At 70.3% G+C, this 17,927-nt stretch carries 17 protein-coding genes; 8 read left to right on the top strand and 9 right to left on the bottom strand.

Annotated elements, in window-relative coordinates; genetic code table 11:
- The first annotated feature begins 7 nt into the window (after positions 1-7).
- Entirely contained in the window at positions 8-808 is an 801-nt protein-coding gene (gene ku / locus ACVDFE_RS20110) for a non-homologous end joining protein Ku (RefSeq protein WP_458431399.1), read from the top strand.
- A 10-nt stretch (positions 809-818) separates the two neighbouring features.
- Here ku and ACVDFE_RS20105 read toward each other — a convergent pair whose 3' ends face one another.
- From ACVDFE_RS20105 to ACVDFE_RS20095, 3 genes are all read right to left on the bottom strand, one after another.
- Complete coding sequence (locus ACVDFE_RS20105; protein WP_458431398.1) at positions 819-1,463, bottom strand: PP2C family protein-serine/threonine phosphatase; 645 nt, start codon at positions 1,461-1,463, stop codon at positions 819-821.
- A 220-nt stretch (positions 1,464-1,683) separates the two neighbouring features.
- On the bottom strand, positions 1,684-3,231 hold the full coding sequence (locus tag ACVDFE_RS20100) for an outer membrane protein assembly factor BamB family protein (protein WP_360392805.1): 1,548 nt from the start codon (positions 3,229-3,231) through the stop codon (positions 1,684-1,686).
- Positions 3,232-3,364: 133 nt separating this feature from the next.
- The gene (locus ACVDFE_RS20095; protein WP_360392802.1) at positions 3,365-4,144 is read right to left on the bottom strand and encodes a TetR/AcrR family transcriptional regulator; all 780 of its coding nucleotides are present in this window, start codon (positions 4,142-4,144) and stop codon (positions 3,365-3,367) included.
- An 82-nt stretch (positions 4,145-4,226) separates the two neighbouring features.
- Here ACVDFE_RS20095 and ACVDFE_RS20090 point away from each other — a divergent pair, with 82 nt between their 5' ends.
- Both ACVDFE_RS20090 and ACVDFE_RS20085 read left to right on the top strand, forming a co-directional pair.
- A complete protein-coding gene (locus tag ACVDFE_RS20090) occupies positions 4,227-6,482 on the top strand; it encodes an ATP-binding cassette domain-containing protein (protein WP_458431397.1) in 2,256 nt (751 codons plus the stop codon).
- Positions 6,479-7,261 carry a siderophore-interacting protein gene (locus ACVDFE_RS20085; RefSeq protein WP_458431396.1) on the top strand — a complete coding sequence of 261 codons (783 nt, stop codon included), beginning with the start codon at positions 6,479-6,481 and terminating at the stop codon, positions 7,259-7,261. Before ACVDFE_RS20090 ends, ACVDFE_RS20085 begins: the two co-directional genes overlap by 4 nt.
- Here the strand turns inward: ACVDFE_RS20085 and ACVDFE_RS20080 are convergent.
- Positions 7,251-8,237: a methyltransferase gene (locus ACVDFE_RS20080; RefSeq protein WP_458431395.1), complete on the bottom strand. Its 987-nt coding sequence runs from the start codon at positions 8,235-8,237 to the stop codon at positions 7,251-7,253. The two genes, ACVDFE_RS20085 and ACVDFE_RS20080, sit on opposite strands and share 11 nt — an antisense overlap.
- A gap of 94 nt (positions 8,238-8,331) precedes the next feature.
- On the opposite strand from ACVDFE_RS20080, the gene ACVDFE_RS20075 reads away from it, so the two are divergent.
- Entirely contained in the window at positions 8,332-9,534 is a 1,203-nt protein-coding gene (locus tag ACVDFE_RS20075) for an FAD-binding protein (protein ID WP_458431394.1), read from the top strand.
- Positions 9,535-9,632: 98 nt separating this feature from the next.
- Here the strand turns inward: ACVDFE_RS20075 and ACVDFE_RS20070 are convergent, their stop codons facing one another.
- Both ACVDFE_RS20070 and ACVDFE_RS20065 read right to left on the bottom strand, forming a co-directional pair.
- The gene (locus ACVDFE_RS20070; protein ID WP_360392787.1) at positions 9,633-10,208 is read right to left on the bottom strand and encodes an SRPBCC family protein; all 576 of its coding nucleotides are present in this window, start codon (positions 10,206-10,208) and stop codon (positions 9,633-9,635) included.
- On the bottom strand, positions 10,198-10,683 hold the full coding sequence (locus ACVDFE_RS20065) for a helix-turn-helix domain-containing protein (protein ID WP_458431393.1): 486 nt from the start codon (positions 10,681-10,683) through the stop codon (positions 10,198-10,200). Before ACVDFE_RS20065 ends, ACVDFE_RS20070 begins: the two co-directional genes overlap by 11 nt.
- Before the next feature lie 121 nt (positions 10,684-10,804).
- On the opposite strand from ACVDFE_RS20065, the gene ACVDFE_RS20060 reads away from it, so the two are divergent.
- Positions 10,805-12,934 carry an RICIN domain-containing protein gene (locus ACVDFE_RS20060; RefSeq protein ID WP_458431392.1) on the top strand — a complete coding sequence of 710 codons (2,130 nt, stop codon included), beginning with the start codon at positions 10,805-10,807 and terminating at the stop codon, positions 12,932-12,934.
- Between the two features lie 67 nt (positions 12,935-13,001).
- On the opposite strand, the gene ACVDFE_RS20055 is transcribed toward ACVDFE_RS20060, so the two are convergent.
- Entirely contained in the window at positions 13,002-13,328 is a 327-nt protein-coding gene (locus ACVDFE_RS20055) for a DUF6204 family protein (protein ID WP_360392780.1), read from the bottom strand.
- 70 nt (positions 13,329-13,398) lie between these two features.
- Between ACVDFE_RS20055 and ACVDFE_RS20050 the strand changes: the two genes are divergently transcribed.
- A complete protein-coding gene (locus ACVDFE_RS20050) occupies positions 13,399-14,040 on the top strand; it encodes a thiaminase II/PqqC family protein (protein WP_360392777.1) in 642 nt (213 codons plus the stop codon).
- 49 nt (positions 14,041-14,089) lie between these two features.
- Here ACVDFE_RS20050 and ACVDFE_RS20045 read toward each other — a convergent pair whose 3' ends face one another.
- Positions 14,090-14,617: a hypothetical protein gene (locus tag ACVDFE_RS20045; protein ID WP_360392774.1), complete on the bottom strand. Its 528-nt coding sequence runs from the start codon at positions 14,615-14,617 to the stop codon at positions 14,090-14,092.
- A 324-nt stretch (positions 14,618-14,941) separates the two neighbouring features.
- Here ACVDFE_RS20045 and ACVDFE_RS20040 point away from each other — a divergent pair, with 324 nt between their 5' ends.
- Both ACVDFE_RS20040 and ACVDFE_RS20035 read left to right on the top strand, forming a co-directional pair.
- A complete protein-coding gene (locus tag ACVDFE_RS20040) occupies positions 14,942-16,012 on the top strand; it encodes a helix-turn-helix domain-containing protein (protein ID WP_458431391.1) in 1,071 nt (356 codons plus the stop codon).
- A gap of 4 nt (positions 16,013-16,016) precedes the next feature.
- Positions 16,017-17,150 carry a hypothetical protein gene (locus ACVDFE_RS20035; protein WP_458431390.1) on the top strand — a complete coding sequence of 378 codons (1,134 nt, stop codon included), beginning with the start codon at positions 16,017-16,019 and terminating at the stop codon, positions 17,148-17,150.
- 105 nt (positions 17,151-17,255) lie between these two features.
- On the opposite strand, the gene ACVDFE_RS20030 is transcribed toward ACVDFE_RS20035, so the two are convergent.
- Complete coding sequence (locus ACVDFE_RS20030) at positions 17,256-17,741, bottom strand: N-acetyltransferase family protein (RefSeq protein ID WP_458431389.1); 486 nt, start codon at positions 17,739-17,741, stop codon at positions 17,256-17,258.
- Positions 17,742-17,927 lie beyond the last annotated feature (186 nt).

Here is a 17,927-nt window from a genome sequence, read left to right as displayed (position 1 = left end):
GGCCCCCATGGCACGGGCGATCTGGAGCGGGTCCGTCTCCTTCGGACTGGTGAACATCCCGGTGGAGCTGTACAGCGCCACGCAGGACCACACGGTGCACTTCAACCAGTTCCAGCGCGGCACGTCGGACCGCATCCGCTACAAGCGCGTCAACGAGCGCACCGGCCGCGAGGTGCCCTACGACAAGATCGTGAAGGGCCACGAGGTCGACGACGGCGAGTACGTGGTGGTCGAGCAGGAGGAGCTCGACGACATCGCACCCGGCCGGTCGCGCACCCTGGACATCGAGGCGTTCGTGGACCTCGACGAGATCGACCCGGTGCACTTCCAGAAGACGTACTGGCTCGGGCCGGCCAAGGAGGAGTTCTCCCGGCCGTACCTGCTGCTCGCGCAGGCGATGAAGAAGACGAACAGGGCGGGCATCGCGGTGTTCGTCATGCGCGGCAAGCAGTACCTGACCGCGTTGAAGGAGGAGAACGGCTTCCTCGCGGTGCACACGCTGTACTTCGCCGACGAGATCCGCACGCCGCAGGACGTGCTGGACGTGGCACCGCAGGGCCGGGCACCGCGCGGCAAGGAGCTCGACATGGCGGTGTCGCTGGTCGAGTCGATGTCCGATGACTGGCGGCCGAAGGACTACCGCGACACGTACACCGAACGGGTGAACAAGCTCATCAAGGACAAGCAGAAGGGCCGCGAGGTCGTCGTCGAGGCGGAGCCCGAGGCCGCCACCGACGTCATGGACCTCATGGAGGCGTTGCAGCGCAGCGTCGAGGCCAGCAAGAAGAAGCGCAAGAAGGCCGGCTGACCCCTCGCCCTCAGCCGACGACGAGTGCCGTCGCGTTGTCCGTGCCGTCCGCGTGCAGCGCCGCGCGAACGAGCCGTTCCGCAGGCCCACGGCCGGCCATGATGGCCGCGATGCCGTTGTGTCCCAGCGGCCCGTAGACGCCGTCGGAGACGAGCGCGAGCCGGGGCGCACGGGTGCTGGCACGGCCGATGGTGGCCGGTGTCGCGTGCCGCACGGTGTTGGTGACGACGTGTTCCATCCGCCGTCCGGGCACGACCCCACGCCGGCGGAAGTACTCGGCGACGGTGTGGTCGGTCGTCAGCTGCACGAGGTCCGCGCCGTCCGAGGCGTACGCACGGGCGTCACCGGCCCACGCGAGGTCGAACCCGCCCTCGACGCGGGCGACGGCGACCACGATCACGGCGTCACCGGTGTGCAGCTGCAGCGCGGCCTGAGCGGCGAGGATCGCGGCGACCGGGTCGGTGAGCAGCGCGGCGGCCTGGGCGGCGGCGTGCGCGGCCTCGGCGGCGGCCAGCGAGTCGCCGACGCCGTCCACGAGCACGAAGGTGCGGTGGTGCGAGGCGTACGCGTCCGCGTTGTGGGTGCGCGGGCCGCGTTCGGACGAGCCCGTGACTCTCAGCGCGGTCCCGAGGGGGACGGTGTGTTCGACCAGCATGGCGACCTCCCTGCCCTCCAGTTAGCCCCGGCCGGCTGGGAGTCTGCTGTCAACAGCCTGAGAAAGCCCTGAGCACCTGGCCGGAAGCCTTCCCCGCCCCCTCGTTGCTTGCCCCAAGGCGTCAGCAACGCCCGCACGGCCGTCTCGCCGAGGCCTGGGGCGTTCCTGGGCTGACACCACCGGCCTCGCCCCGCGGTGTGCGGGGCGAGGCCGGCCGCTGCTACAGCCCGAACGCCAGGAGCACGTGGCCGTGCGGGTTCTCGAACTCGGGCCAGTAGCCGGAGTGCACGTAGACCATGCCGTCCGAGACCACCGCCCCGCTGCCGGGACCGGCCATGAACCCGCCCCGCCCGGTCACGCCGTTGACGCCGCGCACGTCCTGCACGGTGTCGTGCGTCCACAGGACCGCGCCCGTCTTCGCGTTGTAGGCGCGGAACTTCCCGTCACCCGCACCCAGGTAGACCACCCCGGGCGTGCTGGTCACCGGAACGCCGTGCGCCCGCGCGCAGGCCGCCTGCCCGACCGCACCGCCGGTGGAACAGCCGTCCGCCGGCGCCGGGGTCTCCCACAGCACCTTGCCCGTGGCCGGGTCGACCGCGAACAGCGTGCCCGGATCGGCGAAGAACGTGGAGATGTAGAGCCGCTTGCCGTCGTAGCTCGACCCCCACTGGATGCCCGAGATGCCACCGCTGGGCAGCGGCACGCCGAGCTGGCGGCGCCACACGACCTGACCGGTCCGCGCGTCGAACACGTGGTACACACCGGACTTCTGGCCGACGCCGACGAGCAGGCGGCCGTCGACCTCGAACAGGTTCGGCGTCGCGCCGATGTCGTAGTCGAGGTTCGTGTTGTCCTTCAGGCCGGGGCAGTAGCCCTCGGCGTCGGGCTCGTTGCAGGCGCTGCGCCACGTGTCGGCGTCGGTGACCTGGTTGGTCCACCGCACCCGGCCGGTGCGCGCGTCCAGCGCGAGCAGCGAGTCGAACTCCCCGCCCTTGCCCGTGTAGTTCTGCCCCGTGCCCACGTACAGCGTGCCGGACCTGCGGTCGATCACCGGCGAGCTCCACACCCCGGCACCGGACGGCTCGAACCGCTTGGCGCCGTTGGGCCACGTACCGGCCTCGACCGGCTCCGGCACGGTGTAGTGGCGCCACACCAGCGCCCCGTTGGTGATGTCGTAGGCGTCGACGTGACCGCGGAACGTGCAGCACGGGTAGTCGCGCGGCAACGTGTTCTCCCCGCTGGACGTGCCGACGTAGACGAGTCCGTTGTGGACGGTCGGTGAACTGGTGATCAGCGCGGCGGCGTTGTCGTCGGTCTGCGCCCGCCACACCTCGCGGCCGGTGCGCTGGTCGAGCGCGAACAGCCGGCCCGCGCTGTCGCCGAAGAACACCTTGCCGTTCGCCACCGTCGGGCCGTCGGAGTTGAACGCGTACCGGGGTGCCGGCGGCAGCGCGAACTCCCACCGGGCGCGACCGGTGCGGGCGTCACGGGCGTAGAACTTCCCGTCGGGGCCACCGAAGTAGATGGTGTCGCCGACGACGGCGGGCTGGCTGCGCGGCGTGTTGTAGTCACCCCGCTCGTAGGCGAACGCCCACTTCACCTTGAGCCTGCCGACGGTGCCGGCGTTGATCCGCCACTCCGCGGCGTTGTGCCGGGAGCCGGCCAGGTCCTTCGTCCACCCCGCCCAGTCACCGGACCGGTGCGCGTCGGCGGGCACGGCGGTCAGCACGACGAGCGCTGTCGTCAGCAGCGCTGTTCTCCTCAACATGGAACCTCCCCCTTCCACCACCACCCTGGCAGCGGCGGAAAGGCGGCGCGATCGTCCGAAGGCATCGACCCGGCCGACGGAAGTCGGGCCCAGGACCAGCCGAACGGTTGATGTGGTCCGGCTTGCGAACGCGTTACCGGCGAGCCACGGCCGCCGCCACCCCGTCGAGCAGCACCTCCAGGCCGCCGCGGAAGTTCTCCACCGCGTCGTTCTCCAGGTACGGCAGCTCCGGGTCGACGGGCTCGCGGTCGCCTTCGAGCAGGTGCAGCACCGGGAACCGCCGCGCGAGGTCCGGTTCGACCTCCAGCAGCACCGCCGACCGCGCGTACCACCACTCCTCGTCGCCCTCACCGGTCGCGGTGCGGGCCGCCCGCGCCTCGGCCAGCGCCTGGGCGGCGCCGCGCACGAAGTAGTTGATCGCGCCGACGATGCCGCGCAGCCGCCGGGCGGGCAGCCCGGTCGTGACCACGACGGCGGCCAGCGACTCGATGACGGCGAACTCGTGCGGGCCGAGCACCGGCCGGGCCTGCGACACCTGCAGCACCCACGGGTGGCGGCCGTAGAACTCCCACATGGCGTTCGCCCACGCCGTGGCGGCCGCGCGCCACCCGTCACCGAGGTCGTAGGAGGTGGGCAGCTCGGCCATCGCGCGGTCGTACATGAGGTCGACCAGCTCGTTCTTGCCCGGCACGTAGGTGTAGAGCGCCATGGCCGTGCGCCCGAGCCGCTCCCCCACCGCGCGCATCGACAACGCCGCCATGCCGGCCTCGTCGGCGACCGCGATGCCCGCGTCCACGATCGCGTCGACGCTCAGCGCGGGTCGCGGGCCGGGGCGCCGTTCCGGTACGGCCCCGGCACGCCAGAGCAGCTCGATCGAACGGCGGGGATCGCCCTGCCCGGCGTAGACGACCACCTTGCGACTCCTTACAGCGTAAAGTAACCTCGTCAGTCCACACTTTACGGCATAAGCAATACACCGGGGGAAAGCACTCGCAATGACCGCTGCCGACAGCCACGACGTCATCGAGGTCCGCGGGGCCAGGGAGAACAACCTCGCGGACATCTCGCTCGACCTCCCCAAACGCCGCCTGACCGTCTTCACCGGCGTGTCCGGGTCCGGTAAGTCCTCGCTGGTCTTCGGCACCATCGCCGCCGAGTCCCAGCGCATGATCAACGAGACCTACACCGCGTTCCTGCAGTCGTTCATGCCCTCGATCGGCCGCCCGGACGTGGACGCGCTGCGCAACCTCAGCGCGGCGATCATCGTCGACCAGGAGCGGATGGGGGCGAACGCCCGCTCCACCGTCGGCACCGCCACCGACGCCCACACGATGCTGCGGATCGTGTTCAGCCGCCTCGGGCAGCCGCACGCCGGCACGTCCGGCGCGTTCAGCTTCAACCTGCCCGAGGGCATGTGCCCCACCTGCGAGGGCCTGGGCAAGGTCACCGCGATCGACGTCGACGCGTTCGTGGACCGCACGAAGTCGCTCAACGAGGGCGCGATCGACGCACCCAACTACGGCGTCGACACCTGGTACTGGCGGGTCCTCGCGCACTCGGGCCTCTACTCCCCCGACAAGCCGATCGCCGAGTTCACCGAGCAGGAGCTCCACGACCTCCTGCACAAACCGACGACGAAGATCGCCATCGGCGGCACCAACGTCACCTACGAGGGTCTCGTCGTGAAGCTGCAGCGCACGATCCTCGCCAAGGACCGCGAGTCCATGCAGCCGCACGTGCGGGCGTTCGTCGACCGCGCGGTCACATTCACCACCTGCCCCGCCTGCCGCGGCGCCCGGCTCAACGAGGCCGCACTCGGCTCGCGGATCAACGGCGTGAACATCGCCGACTGCTGCGCCATGCAGATCAGCGACCTCGCGCAGTTCGTGCGCTCGCTCGACGACCCGTCCGTCGCACCACTGCTCGCGACACTGCGCGGCACGCTGGACTCGCTGGTCGAGATCGGCCTCGGCTACCTCTCGCTCGACCGCGAGTCCGCCACGCTGTCCGGCGGCGAGTCGCAACGCGTGAAGATGGTGCGGCACCTGGGTTCCTCGCTCACCGACATCACCTACGTCTTCGACGAACCGACCGTCGGCCTGCACCCGCACGACATCCGGCGCATGAACGACCTCCTGCTGCGCCTGCGGGACAAGGGCAACACCGTCCTCGTCGTCGAGCACAAGCCGGAGACCATCGCGATCGCCGACCACGTCGTCGACCTCGGCCCCGGCGCCGGCGTCAACGGCGGCCACCTCTGCTACTCCGGCGACGTCAGCGGCCTGCGCTCCTCCGGCACCCTCACCGGCCGGCACCTCGACCACCGTGCCAAGCTGCGCTCCGAGTTCCGCTCCCCCAAGGGCTTTCTGAGCATCACCGGCGCGTCGCACAACAACCTGCGCGACGTCTCCGTCGACCTCCCGCTCGGCGTGCTCACCGTCGTCACCGGCGTGGCCGGCTCCGGCAAGTCCTCGCTCGTCCACGGCTCGCTGCGGGGCCGCCCCGGCGTCGTCACCGTCGACCAGTCCCCGATCCGCGGGTCGCGCCGCTCCAACCCGGCCACCTACACCGGGCTGCTCGACTCCGTCCGCACCGCGTTCGCCAAGGCCAACGGCGTGAAGGCCGCGTTGTTCAGCGCCAACTCCGAAGGCGCCTGCACCCACTGCAAGGGCATCGGCCTCGTCTACACCGACCTCGCGATGATGGCCGGCGTCGCCACCGTGTGCGAGAAGTGCGAAGGCAAGCGGTTCACCCCCGAGGTGCTGCGCTACACGTTGCGGGGCAAGAACATCAGCGATGTCCTGGCCATGCCGGTCGCCGAGGCCCGCGAGTTCTTCCCCACCGGCCAGGCCCACGCCGTGCTCTCCCGGCTGCACGACGTCGGCCTGTCCTACCTGTCCCTCGGCCAGCCGCTCACCACCCTGTCCGGCGGCGAACGGCAACGCCTCAAGCTCGCCATCCACATGGCCGAGAAAGCCGCCACCTACGTGCTCGACGAACCCACCTCCGGCCTGCACCTCGCCGACGTCGACCAGCTCCTCGGCCTGCTCGACCAGCTCATCGACGCCGGCAACACGGTCGTCGTCATCGAGCACCACCTCGCCGTCATGGCGCACGCCGACTGGATCGTCGACATGGGACCGGGAGCAGGCCACGACGGCGGCCGCGTCGTCTTCACCGGCACCCCCGGCGACCTCGTCGCACACTCCGACACGCTCACCGCGCACCACCTGAAGGAGTACCTGGCATGAGCCTGCTGACGGTCACCGGGGTGCGGGCGCTGACCCCGCGGATGACCCGCGTGACGTTCACCGGCGACGGCCTCGCCGACCTCGGCACGTGGCCCGACCAGCAGCTGAAGCTGTTGTTCCCCAAGCAGGGCGGCTCCGCCCACGTCTCGGACGCCACCGACACCGGCACCTGGTACCAGGCCTACCTCGCCCTCCCAGAGGAGACGCGGCCGTGGATGCGCAGCTTCACCGTGCGCGCGCTGGCCGACGGCGTGCTGACGGTCGACTTCGTGCTGCACGGCGACCACGGCCCAGCCGCCCGATGGGCCGCCACCGCGAAACCCGGTGACGTGCTCGGGCGGTTCGGGCCGTCCCGCGACTACGCCCGGCCGCTCGGAACCGCCGAGCTGCTGGTGTTCGCGGGCGACGAGACCGCGTTGCCCGCGATCGGCTCGCTGCTGGAGGTCCTGCCCGCGCACCAGCGGTTCCTGGCCTTCGTCGAGGTCGCCGACCCCGCGGAGGAACAGGACCTGCCCGGCGTGCGGTGGGTGCACCGCAGCGCCGGGGCGGACCTGGTGTCCGCGGTCAGCGCCGTGGAGGTGCCCGCCTCCGTCTGGGTGTGGCTCGCCGGCGAGGCCTCCGCCGTTCGCCTGCTGCGCAGGCACTTCGTGAGCCTCGGTGTGTCCAGGGAGGACATCGAGTTCACCGGCTACTGGCGGCGCGCGCTCACCCAGGACGACGCCCCGACCGAGGACGACCTCGCCGAGGCCCGGGAACGGATCGCCGCGCTCACCGAGTGACCCCGCGGAACTCCAGCAGGTAGCGCTGCGGCGTCAGCTCCACGACCTGGTCGAGCACCAGCCCGCTGTCCGCCGCCACCCGCTCCAGCTCGTCGACCCGGCGTTCCCGGCCACCGAAGTGCACCAGCATCACCAGGTCCATCTCGGTGCTCGCCCGCAGCCCGCCGACCGCCTCCACCACCAGCACCCGGCCGTCCCGCGGCGCCGCCTCCGCGCAGCGCCGCAGGATCCGCCGGGCGTGCTCGTCGTCCCAGTCGTGCAGGACGTCGAACAACAGGTAGGCGTCGGCCCCCGGCGGCAACGGGTCGAAGAAGCTGCCCGCCGTGGCCTTCGCGCGGTCGCCGAACGGCTCGAACGCCTTCTGCGCCTCGGTCACGTCGAGGTCGACCAGGTGCCCGGTGATCCCGGGGTGCGCGGCCAGGACCGCGGCGAGCTGCCGGCCGGGACCACCGCCGACGTCGACGACCGTGCCGAACCTGGCCCAGTCGAAGCCGTTGACGACCTGCGGGAGCTGCTCGCGGATGCGGAACGCCATCTGCGCGTCGAACGCCCTGCGCAGGTGCGGGTGGTCGGCCAGGTCGGACCAGAAGTCCTGGCCGTAGCGCAGCGGGTAGGCCGCCTCGCCGGTCGTGACGCTGTGCCGCAGGTCGACGAACGCCAGGTCGGCGCGGCCAGCGGCGGTGCTCGCGTCCAGCAGGTTCGCCAGGCCGTTGTCCGCGTCCCACCGCAGATGGGCGCCGAACGGCGTGGTGCGGTAGCCCTCACCCGCGCGTTCCAGCACGCCGAGCGTGACCAGGTGCCCCAGCAGCAGGTCCAGACCCAGCGGCGAGACGTCGAGGTCGGCGGCGAGCTGGTGCGCGGTGCCCGGTTCGGCCAGCAGCTCCGGCAGGCCGAGGGTCACCGCGACCCGCAGTGCCATCGGCGTGACGAGGCCGGCCATCTTTCGCAGCGTCTGCACTTCGTTCTTGTGGTCCACGACGGTCCACCGTCCCACCGGCGTCAACTTGTTTTCACTCAACACTGAAGAGATAGTGTGGAACAAGTCGACGTTCGGCGCCTACCGTGTGCATATGAGGACCAACTGGGCCGGCAACGTCACCTTCTCCGCGGCCTCGGTCGTCACGCCCGAGTCGGCCGACGACCTGCGAGCCGTGGTGCGGGGCGCCTCGGCCGTGCACGTCGTCGGGAGCGGGCACTCGTTCAGCACGGTCGCCGACACGACCGGGACGCTGGTGTCGCTGGCGGCGATGCCGGAGGAGTTCGAGGTCTCCGGGACCACGGCACGGGTGAGCGCGGGCATGACGCTCGCACAGCTGGCACCGCGGCTGGAGGCCGAGGGGCTGGCCCTGCACACCCTGCCGTCGTTGCCGCACATCACGGTCGCGGGCGCGGTCACTACGGCCACCCACGGCTCGGGTTCCCGGTCGCTGGCCGGTGCCGTGCGCGCGGTGGAGGTGATGCGCGGCGACGGGTCCGTGGTGTCGCTGACCTTACCGGGCGCGGTCGTGTCGCTGGGCGGGCTGGGCGTGGTCACGGCGGTCGAGCTGGACGTGGTGCCGTCGTTCCAGGTGGAGCAGACGGTGTACGACGACGTGGCGTGGACGGCGCTGCTCGGGTCGCTGGAGCAGGTCTTCGACGGCGCGTACAGCGTGAGCGCGTTCATCGACTGGCAGGGCAGCGCGACGCTGTGGGTGAAGCACCGGGTGGGCGACCACCCGCACGCCTTCCCCGGCCGGCCGGCGGACGGCCCGCGGCACCCGGTGCCCGGCCAGCCACCGTCGCGGTGCACCGTGCAGGGCGGGGTGGCGGGACCGTGGCACGAGCGGCTGCCGCACTTCCGCGCCGAGTTCACCCCGTCGGTCGGAGCCGAGCTGCAGACCGAGTACTTCGTGCCGCGCACCCGCGCGGTGACGGCGTTGCGCGCGCTGGCGGAGATGTCGACGGTGATCTCACCGCTGGTGCAGACCTGCGAGATCCGCACGATCTCCGCCGAGCCGCAGTGGCTGAGCCCCGCGCACGACCGGGACAGCGTCGCGATCCACTTCACCTGGGTGCCCGACACCCGCCGGGTGCTGGAGGTGCTGCCGCGCATGGAGGAGGCCATCGCGCCGCGGCCGCACTGGGGCAAGCTCTTCACGGTGCCGGCGCCGTTGCTGGCCGCCCGCTACCCGCAGTGGGACGCCTTCCGGGCGTTGCTGCGCGAGCACGACCCGAAGGGCGTGTTCCGCAACGACTTCCTGACCCGCTACCTCGGGTCGACGGCGTCCGGCTGACGCCGCGGCAGGTCCGCCTCCGACCCCCGCACCCGCGTCAGCGGCCACCGCGGGGTCGACGTCACCGCTGTCGAGCCGCAGGATGCCCTGCGGGCCGGTCATCCACCCTCGACCACCGCGTCCCCTTCCCGGCGCAGCTCCTCCAGCTGCTCGTCCGAGAACCCGTACGTCGTCACCACCGTCATCTTCGCGCTCGTCACCAGCAGCCCCGGCCCCCACGCGTCCACCACCACCCCGCGCTGGTGCTCGGCGGTGAAGAACGGCCTCCCGTCGACCGCGAACGCCACCTCGGCCGGCCAGAACAGGGTTCGCCGCGCCTGGCCGGGGTGGAACTCGTGCGCGAACTTCAGCTGGTGCAGGAACGTGACCCAGCCCTCGGTGACGTCGTCGTAGTAGTCGTCCCACTCCGGCGACGTGCCCTTGGGTGCGCGGGTGCACACGACCCGCGTGCCCTCGGGGACCGGGGACAGCGCGAACGTGTCGTGGCCGTGGACGACCAGGGTGGTGCCGTCCTCCCGCGCGTTCTCGAAGTAGATCTGGTCGATCTCCGCGTCGAGCCCGGGGAGGTCCCAGCCGTGCCAGTGGCGGATCTTCTCCCTGTCGCGGAACGACCGCCACACCTGCTCGACGGGTGCGGCCACGGTGATCTCGATCCGGACGCCGTCATCGCTCATCGGAAACTCCAGGGTGCCCCAGTGCGACCACCCGGTACGGGCGGCCGGATTCGGTGTCGTAGCGCAACGCGAGCTGCCGCACCGCTTCGGCCAGGTCGCTGGTGAACTCGTGGACGGCGCCGGGCTCGCCGAAGCGGACGGTGGTCTCCACCGTGAACGTGAGCAAGCGCTTTCCGGCGTCGGCGGCCGAGCCGGCCATCCGCCCGACCTCGCGTGCGGTGTCCGCGGCGACCGACACGAGGTGGGTGGCGGCGAACTGGTCCTGCACGCCGGCTGCCACCGACCGGCCGGGGCGGGCGCGCAGCACGCGCTCGACGCAGCCGCGGCGCCGGCGTTCCTCGACGAGCTCGACGAGGCCGGCCTGCTCCAGGGCGCGCACGTGGTAGTTGACCCGCTGCCGGGGCAGGTCGAGCGCCGCCGCCAGCTGGGTCGCCGACGCGGGCGAGGCCAGCAGCTCCAGCAGCGAGCGGCGCAACGGGGAGAAGCTCCACGGCCGTCACGGTGCCATTTGACAAAATCATTTGTCAATACCGGAACGCGACCGGAAACAGGTAAGTTCGTTGACGGTTGCAACAAACCGCCTCCACCCTAGGACCGTGAGAACCCCCCTGCTGGTGGCAGCGTTGGCAGCAGCAGCGATCGTTCCCGTGTGGACGGTCGCCGCGCAGGCCGACGTCGTGCCAGGAACCGCTTATCAAGTGACGAACGTCGGTAGCGGGAAATGCGTGGAGTCGCTGGGATCGGCGAACGGCGCACAGCTCCGGCAACAGGCCTGCTCTGGGCAGACGTGGAAGTTCACGCCCACGAGCGACGGCTACCACACGGTCGGCGAAGGTGCCGTCTGGGACGTCTCGAACGTGTCCACCGCGGACAACGCGGCGATCCACATGTGGCAGTCCTTCACCGCGAACAACCAGCAGTGGCGCGCCGAGCAGGTGGGCACGGACACCTACCGGTTCGTGAGCCGCCACAGCGGGAAGTGCCTCGACGTGCCCGGCGCCACCACGGGCGATGTCCAGCTGGTCCAGTACACCTGCAACGGGACCAACGCGCAGCTCTTCCGCCTCACCTCCGGCACCCCGAACCCCGGCCAGCCCGACTTCGGGCCGAACGTGCTGGTCTTCGACCCGTCGACGCCCGCGAGCACCATCCAGGCGCGCCTGAACGACGTGTTCCGGCAGCAGGAGACCGGGCAGTACGACGCCCGCCGGTTCGCGATCATGTTCAAGCCCGGCAACTACAACGTCGACGTCAACATCGGCTTCTTCACCCAGGTCCTCGGCCTGGGCCTGCTGCCCGACGGCGTGACGATCAACGGTCAGGTGCACGTCGAGGCCGACTGGTTCCAGGGCAACGCGACGCACAACTTCTGGCGCGGCGCGGAGAACCTCGCGATCCGGCCGCCGAGCGGCACCAACACGTGGGCCGTCTCGCAGGCCTCCGCGATGCGCCGCACCAAGACCTACGGCAACATGCAGCTCGACGACAACGGTTGGTCCAGCGGCGGCTTCCTCGCCGACTCCGTGGTCACCGGCCAGGTCCGTTCCGGTTCGCAGCAGCAGTGGCTGTCGCGCAACACCGAGTGGGGCTCGTGGACCGGGGAGAACTGGAACATGGTGTTCGTCGGTGCGCGCAACGCGCCGCAGACCTCGTTCCCGGAGCCGCCGTACACCACGGTCGCGCAGACGCCGGTCGTGCGGGAGAAGCCGTTCCTGAACGTCGACGCCGGCGGCGGCTACAACGTGTTCGTCCCGGCGCTGCGCAGCAACTCCAGCGGCACCACGTGGGCGAGCGGGCAGCAGCAGGGCACCAACATCCCGCTGTCGCAGTTCTTCATCGCCAAGCCCGGCACGAGCGCGGCGACGATCAACCAGCAGCTGGCGGCCGGCAAGCACCTGCTGCTGACGCCGGGCGTCCACCAGGTCTCCGAGCCCATCCGCGTCACGCGGCCGGACACGGTGGTCATGGGCCTCGGTCTCGCGACCGTCATGCCCACCAACGGGAACATGGCCCTGGACGTGGCCGATGTGGACGGTGTGAAGATCGCCGGTCTGCTGCTCGACGCGGCTCCGACCAACTCGCCGCTGCTGGCGCAGATCGGCGCGCCTGGCGGCAGCGCGCGGCACCAGGCCAACCCGACCTCGGTGCACGACCTGTACGTGCGCATCGGCGGTTCGGCGGTCGGGCGGGCCACGACCTCGTTGGTGGTCAACAGCCACGACGTGATCGGCGACCACCTGTGGCTGTGGCGCGGCGACCACTCCTACGGCGTCGGCTGGGACCTCAACACCGCGGACACCGGGCTGGTCGTCAACGGCAACAACGTGACGATGTACGGCCTGTTCGTCGAGCACTACCAGAAGTACCAGACCATCTGGAACGGCCAGGGCGGCCGGACGTACTTCTACCAGAACGAGATGCCGTACGAGGTGCCCGACCAGGCGGCGTGGATGAACGGGTCCACCCGCGGCTACGCGGCCTACAAGGTCTCGAACAACGTCACGACGCACGAGGCGTGGGGCCTGGGCAGCTACGCCTTCATGAACGCGAACCCGTCCGTGGTCGCCGACCGGGCGTTCGAGGCGCCGAACACCCCTGGCGTGAAGTTCCACAGCATGGTGACGGTGTCGTTGGGCGGCAAGGGAACCATCCAGCGGATCATCAACAGCTCGGGTGGCACGGCGACCGCGGGGTCGACCGAGGCCTACCTGGCGAACTACCCGTGATGACGCGCTGAACCCGGAGGAACCGGTCCCGTGCTCCGCCCTGGAGCACGGGACCGGTCCGTCCCGGTCAGCCCAGCCGCTTCGGGCGGTTGATCTTCATCTCGTCCATGTCGGTGACCTTGGCCTTGAGGCCGCGGAAGTCGACGCCCAGCTCGTCGAGGGCGGCGCTCGCACGCCGCAGGCCCGCGTCGTCCGGCTTCTCCGCCGCCGTGAGGATCACCCGGTAGCTGAAGAAGTCGAGCTTCTCGTCGAACGTCAGCGCGCCCTCCTCGCTGAAACCGGCGTCGCGCAGGAAGTCGAAGCCCTCCAGGCGTTCCCGCAGCGCGGTGCGCTGGTCGTCGGTGAGGTCGGCGAAGCGACCGCGGACGAGTACTCGGTAGGTGTGTTCAGCCACGAGAAAACATCGTGCAGGAACGCCCCGCACTCTGGCGAACGATTTCCGCGGTGCGCAAGAATCATGATCCATGAACGCAAAGGACCTGGTCACGCGCATCCGGACGGAGCTGCACCCCGGTGAACACGACAACCTCGTGGTCAAACTGATCGAAACCGGACAAGCCCCGCGCGCCGTGATCGCCACGTTCGCCGCCGAGGAGCACCACATCGTCTCCTCCGACTGGCGAACATTCCTCACCCTCGCCGCGAAGGCAGAGGAGCCGAACGCACGGGCGTTCTTCACCCTGCTCGCCGGTGGCGAGGAGCTGGTGCTGCCGATGCTGGAGCCGCTGGCCCGCGCGGCCGGCATGACCGCGAAGGACTTCCACGCGCACGAGCCGTTCCCCGGCTGCCAGGCCTACCCGGCCTACCAGTCGTGGATGGCGCTGAACGGCGAGCCCACGGACGTCGTCCTGGCGATCCTGGCGAACTTCACGGCGTGGGGCGGCTACTGCGCCCGGATGGCCAAGGGCCTGCGCGAGCACTACGACTTCGGCGACGAGGCGTGCGGGTTCGTCGACTTCTTCGCCCAGCCGGCCCCGCAGGTGGAGGAGCGGGCGCTGGCGGCGATCCAGGCGGCGCTCGACGCCGGGTGGCAGCCGAAGCACGCGTGGCGCTACGGACGCCTGCTGCAGGCCTACGAGCTCCAGTTCTGGTCGACGCTGGCCTGAGGCCAGAGCGTGGTTCCCGTCGTCCGGCCGGGAGGGCGGGAGCCGCGCTTCACACCTCGTCGGGGACGTGCACCCACCCCTTGCACTCCTCGCCCGCCACCTCGACCCTGGGCAGCGGCACGAACACCCAGTCGTCGACGCCGTCGTAGCCGTGCCGGATCACCGAGCGGTGGATCGGCTCGGACACCACCAGCACGAGCGGGGCGGTGGCCTGCTCGTGCGTCGACGCGGTGAGCAGCCTGGTCGCGATGTCGATGTCCTCGCCGAACCAGCCGAAGTCGTCGCACGCCACGTCACCGGGGTGGATGACGAGCCGCAGCCGCAACGGGTGGTCCTGCCCGGCGTTGCGCTCGTCGAGCAGCGCCTTCAACCGCGGTACGAGCCTGGTGAGCAGCCAGGTCTTCGGAATCCGGTCCGTCGGGTGGACCAGCACGATCAGCCAGTCGCCGCGGTCGACGAACCGGTCCCGCAGGTCGGGGGTCACGCCGCTGTCCACGAGCGCGTGCTCGACGAGGTCGATCACGGCCCTGCGCAGCAAGGCCATCACGAGGTTGCTGCAGGCCGTCGGTGGTGTCATGGCCACAGCGAGGATCGTGCGCTGACACGGTTGTATCGAGGGGGTACTCATGGCTCCCCGCCTCCTGACCTTCGAACGTGCGGAGGTACGGGCACTGGCGGTGGTTCACCCGTTTGGGCAGTAAACTTCAGTTAACTTCAGTTGATCTACTTTTTATGTCTATAGTTAAGAGTAAGGCTCAACTGAAGTCCGAGCAATAGCCGGAAAAATTGCCCCATGCACTCCACCAGGTGACTGAACCCGGGTGTAATGACCGGTTGACCTCCGACGATGAGCGAGTACTGCCGATCCTTTCACTGAAGTTCAGCTGAAGGAAGTGATGGCGTGACCTCCGCAGTGGACCCGGCGCTCCGGCTCGCGCAGCGGCTCCGCGAGCTGCGCAGGAAGGGCTGGCCCGGCAAGCGCATCACCCAGGACCAGCTGGCCCGGGCGTTCGACGTCAGCGTTCCGCTGATCTCGTCCTGGGAGCGCAGGCAGAAACCGGTGCTGCCGCCGGAACAGCGCCTGCGGGCCTACGCCACCTTCTTCGCCACGAGCCGCTCGGCCGACCGCGAGCCGTACCGGGTGCTGTCCCAGCTGACCGCCGAGGAACAGGTGGCCGAGGACGCCCTGCTCGGTGAGCTCATCGCGCTGCGCGACCGCGCGCTGGGCGAGTCGCCCGCCGAGGACACGCCCGTCCTCGTCGACAACCTGTGGCGGCTTCCGCCCAACGAGGACATCACGATCGTGTGCTCCAAGCTGCCGGAACGCCTCCGCAGGCAGCTCCCGGGAGCGGGACCGGACGATCCCGACTACGTCGAGCTGTACCAGTACTCGGACCTGGACTCGCTGTTCGAGCTGCACGGCCACATCCGCGCGATGAACCCGACGAACACCGTGCGCGTACGCCCTGGAGCGGGGGTCCTCACGGCCGACGAGAGCTCCAGCCACCTCGTGCTGCTGGGGGGCGTCGACTGGAACGAGATCACCGCCGAGCTCCTGCACCGCATCGACCTGCCGATCCGCCAGCAGGAACGGCCGGACGACACCGACACGAGCGGGTTCGAGGTCGTCGCGGACGGGGAGGTGGTCGAGACGTTCCTCCCGAAGTTGCGCAGGATCGGCGACAGGCAGGTGCTCGTGGAGGACGTCGCGCACTTCTACCGGTCGCGCAACCCCTTCAACCAGAAGCGCACCGTCACCATCTGCAACGGCGCCTACTCCCGTGGCGTGCTCGGCGCGGTCCGCACCCTGACCGACGCCCGGTTCCGCGACCGCAACACCGCTCACGCCCGGACCCGGTTCGCGGGCCTGGACTCGTTCAGCATCCTCAGCCGCGTGCCGGTCCTGCAGGGAACCGTCATCACGCCGGACTGGACCAGCGACGACCACCTCCTGCACGAATGGCAAGCGTGATCCCGTGAAGAACGCCACCCAGGTCCGCTCCGAGCACCACCACGGCAACCACCGCGGGCTGCTCGACGAAGCGCCGAGAACCACGTCCACCGCCGCGCTGCGGGCGATCGTCGTGCCGACCATCCGCTCGTCGCACGCGATGCAGCACGCGATCGACCTGGCGGTGCGGCTCGGCTGCGTCCTGGTGGCGCTGTGCAGCCGGAACGACACGTCGGCGTTCCGAGTGGCCTTGCGCGCCTCCCGGGCCGGGGTCGAGGTCGTCGCGATCGACGTGGAAGACCTCCCCCCGCGGCTCCTGCCCGCGTTCAGGACGTCGACCCTGCTGCGCGACACCGAGTTCACCCACCGCAGCGACCTCGCCCTGAAGCGCAACCTGGGCCTCCTGCTGGCGCGGGTGGCGAAGTGGGACCGGATCGTCTTCCTGGACGACGACATCGAGGTGCCGGACCACCTCGACCTCGGCCGGGCGGCGGCGCTCACCGACGACTACGCCGGAGTCGGCCTGAAGATCACGGGCTACCCCGACAACTCCGTCGTGTGCCACGCCTACCGGGAGGCGGGCGGCGCCCAGGAGACGTTCGTCGGCGGGGGCGCGATGGCGGTGCACGCCGGCACGACGTCGTCCTTCTTCCCCGACATCTACAACGAGGACTGGTTCTTCCTGCTCGGTGACGAGAAGCTGCGCCGGACCACGGTCACCGGGATCGCCGTGCAGGAGGAGTACGACCCGTTCAGCGTCCACGAGCGGGCCGAGGCGGAGGAGTTCGGCGACGTCCTCGCGGAGGGGCTCTTCTGGCTGCTGGACGAAGGCCTGCCGCTGACCGGCGCGAACACCGGCCACTGGGCCGGCTACCTGTCGAAGCGGCAGAAGTTCATCGCGCAGACGATGGACATGACGAGGGACACCGAGGTGGATCCCGGCCGGAAGGCGAAGAAGCTCAGGTCGCTGGACGCCGCCTTGCGCCGCTGCCGGTCCATCTCGCCGAAGTCGTGCGAGGAGTACGTCGAGGCCTGGCGCAGGGACCGGGCGGTCTGGCAGCGGCACCTCGACCACCACGAGCAGCACGCGCCGCGTGACAGCGACCTGGGCAAGGTCATCGCCCACCTGGGTCTGGCGCACGTGACCACGTACCTCTGAGCAGGTTGCCAGATGTTGTGCCTGTGACGCCCCGAGTCCCCGCCCCTGGCTTCGCCGGCGTCTGCAAGGAGGGGAAGGGAGCGGGCAAGACTTCTGGCCAGGTGCTCAGCGGACCAGCTCCTTCACCAGCACGTCGCAGACCTCCACCTCGCGGTGCCCGTTCTCGTCGGGCGGCGCGTAGCACTCGACGGCCGAATGGCCCCAGCCGCGGTAGCCCAGCCCGTCGTAGAGCTTCGCCGCTGCCGTGTTGGTCACCTCGACGGCCAGGGCCACCACGCCGTGCCCGCGTTCGGCCAGCAGCCGCTCCGCCCTGCCGATCAGCTTCGTCCCGGTGCCCTGCCTGCGGTGGTCGCGGTGCACCTCCAGGTGTGTGACCAGCGGCGTTCTCGGCAGGTACCGGCGGATCTCCGGTTCCTCCGCCGGTTCCAGCCAGAGGTAGACGTCGCCGATCAGCACGTCGTCGAGCCACGCCGTGAGCAGCACTCCCCTGCGGTCCGACTGCCGGCGCAGGCGGTCGGCGAAGTAGCGCTCCTGCCCGAGTCGTTCGGCCAGCGACCCGAGGTCTTCGGGTCGCGCCGGCCTGATGGTCACGTCGCCCATGCCACCCCGTGTACCACATTCCGAACCGAACCAGTTCGTTCCAGCACACCGACTCGTCTGTCCACAGTGGACGCGGGACGCGGCGACCGGACGTGTGAAGTCGACGGTTCATTGACAAAAACCGGACAGCACGGGGAGGAACCGCATCGCGGCAGGTAGCTTGCCCGCAGGAGTGCG

This window comes from Lentzea chajnantorensis, from assembly GCF_054300775.1.
The sequence above is the reverse complement of the archived record's forward strand: the minus strand, read 5'-3'. Positions and strand labels throughout refer to the sequence as shown.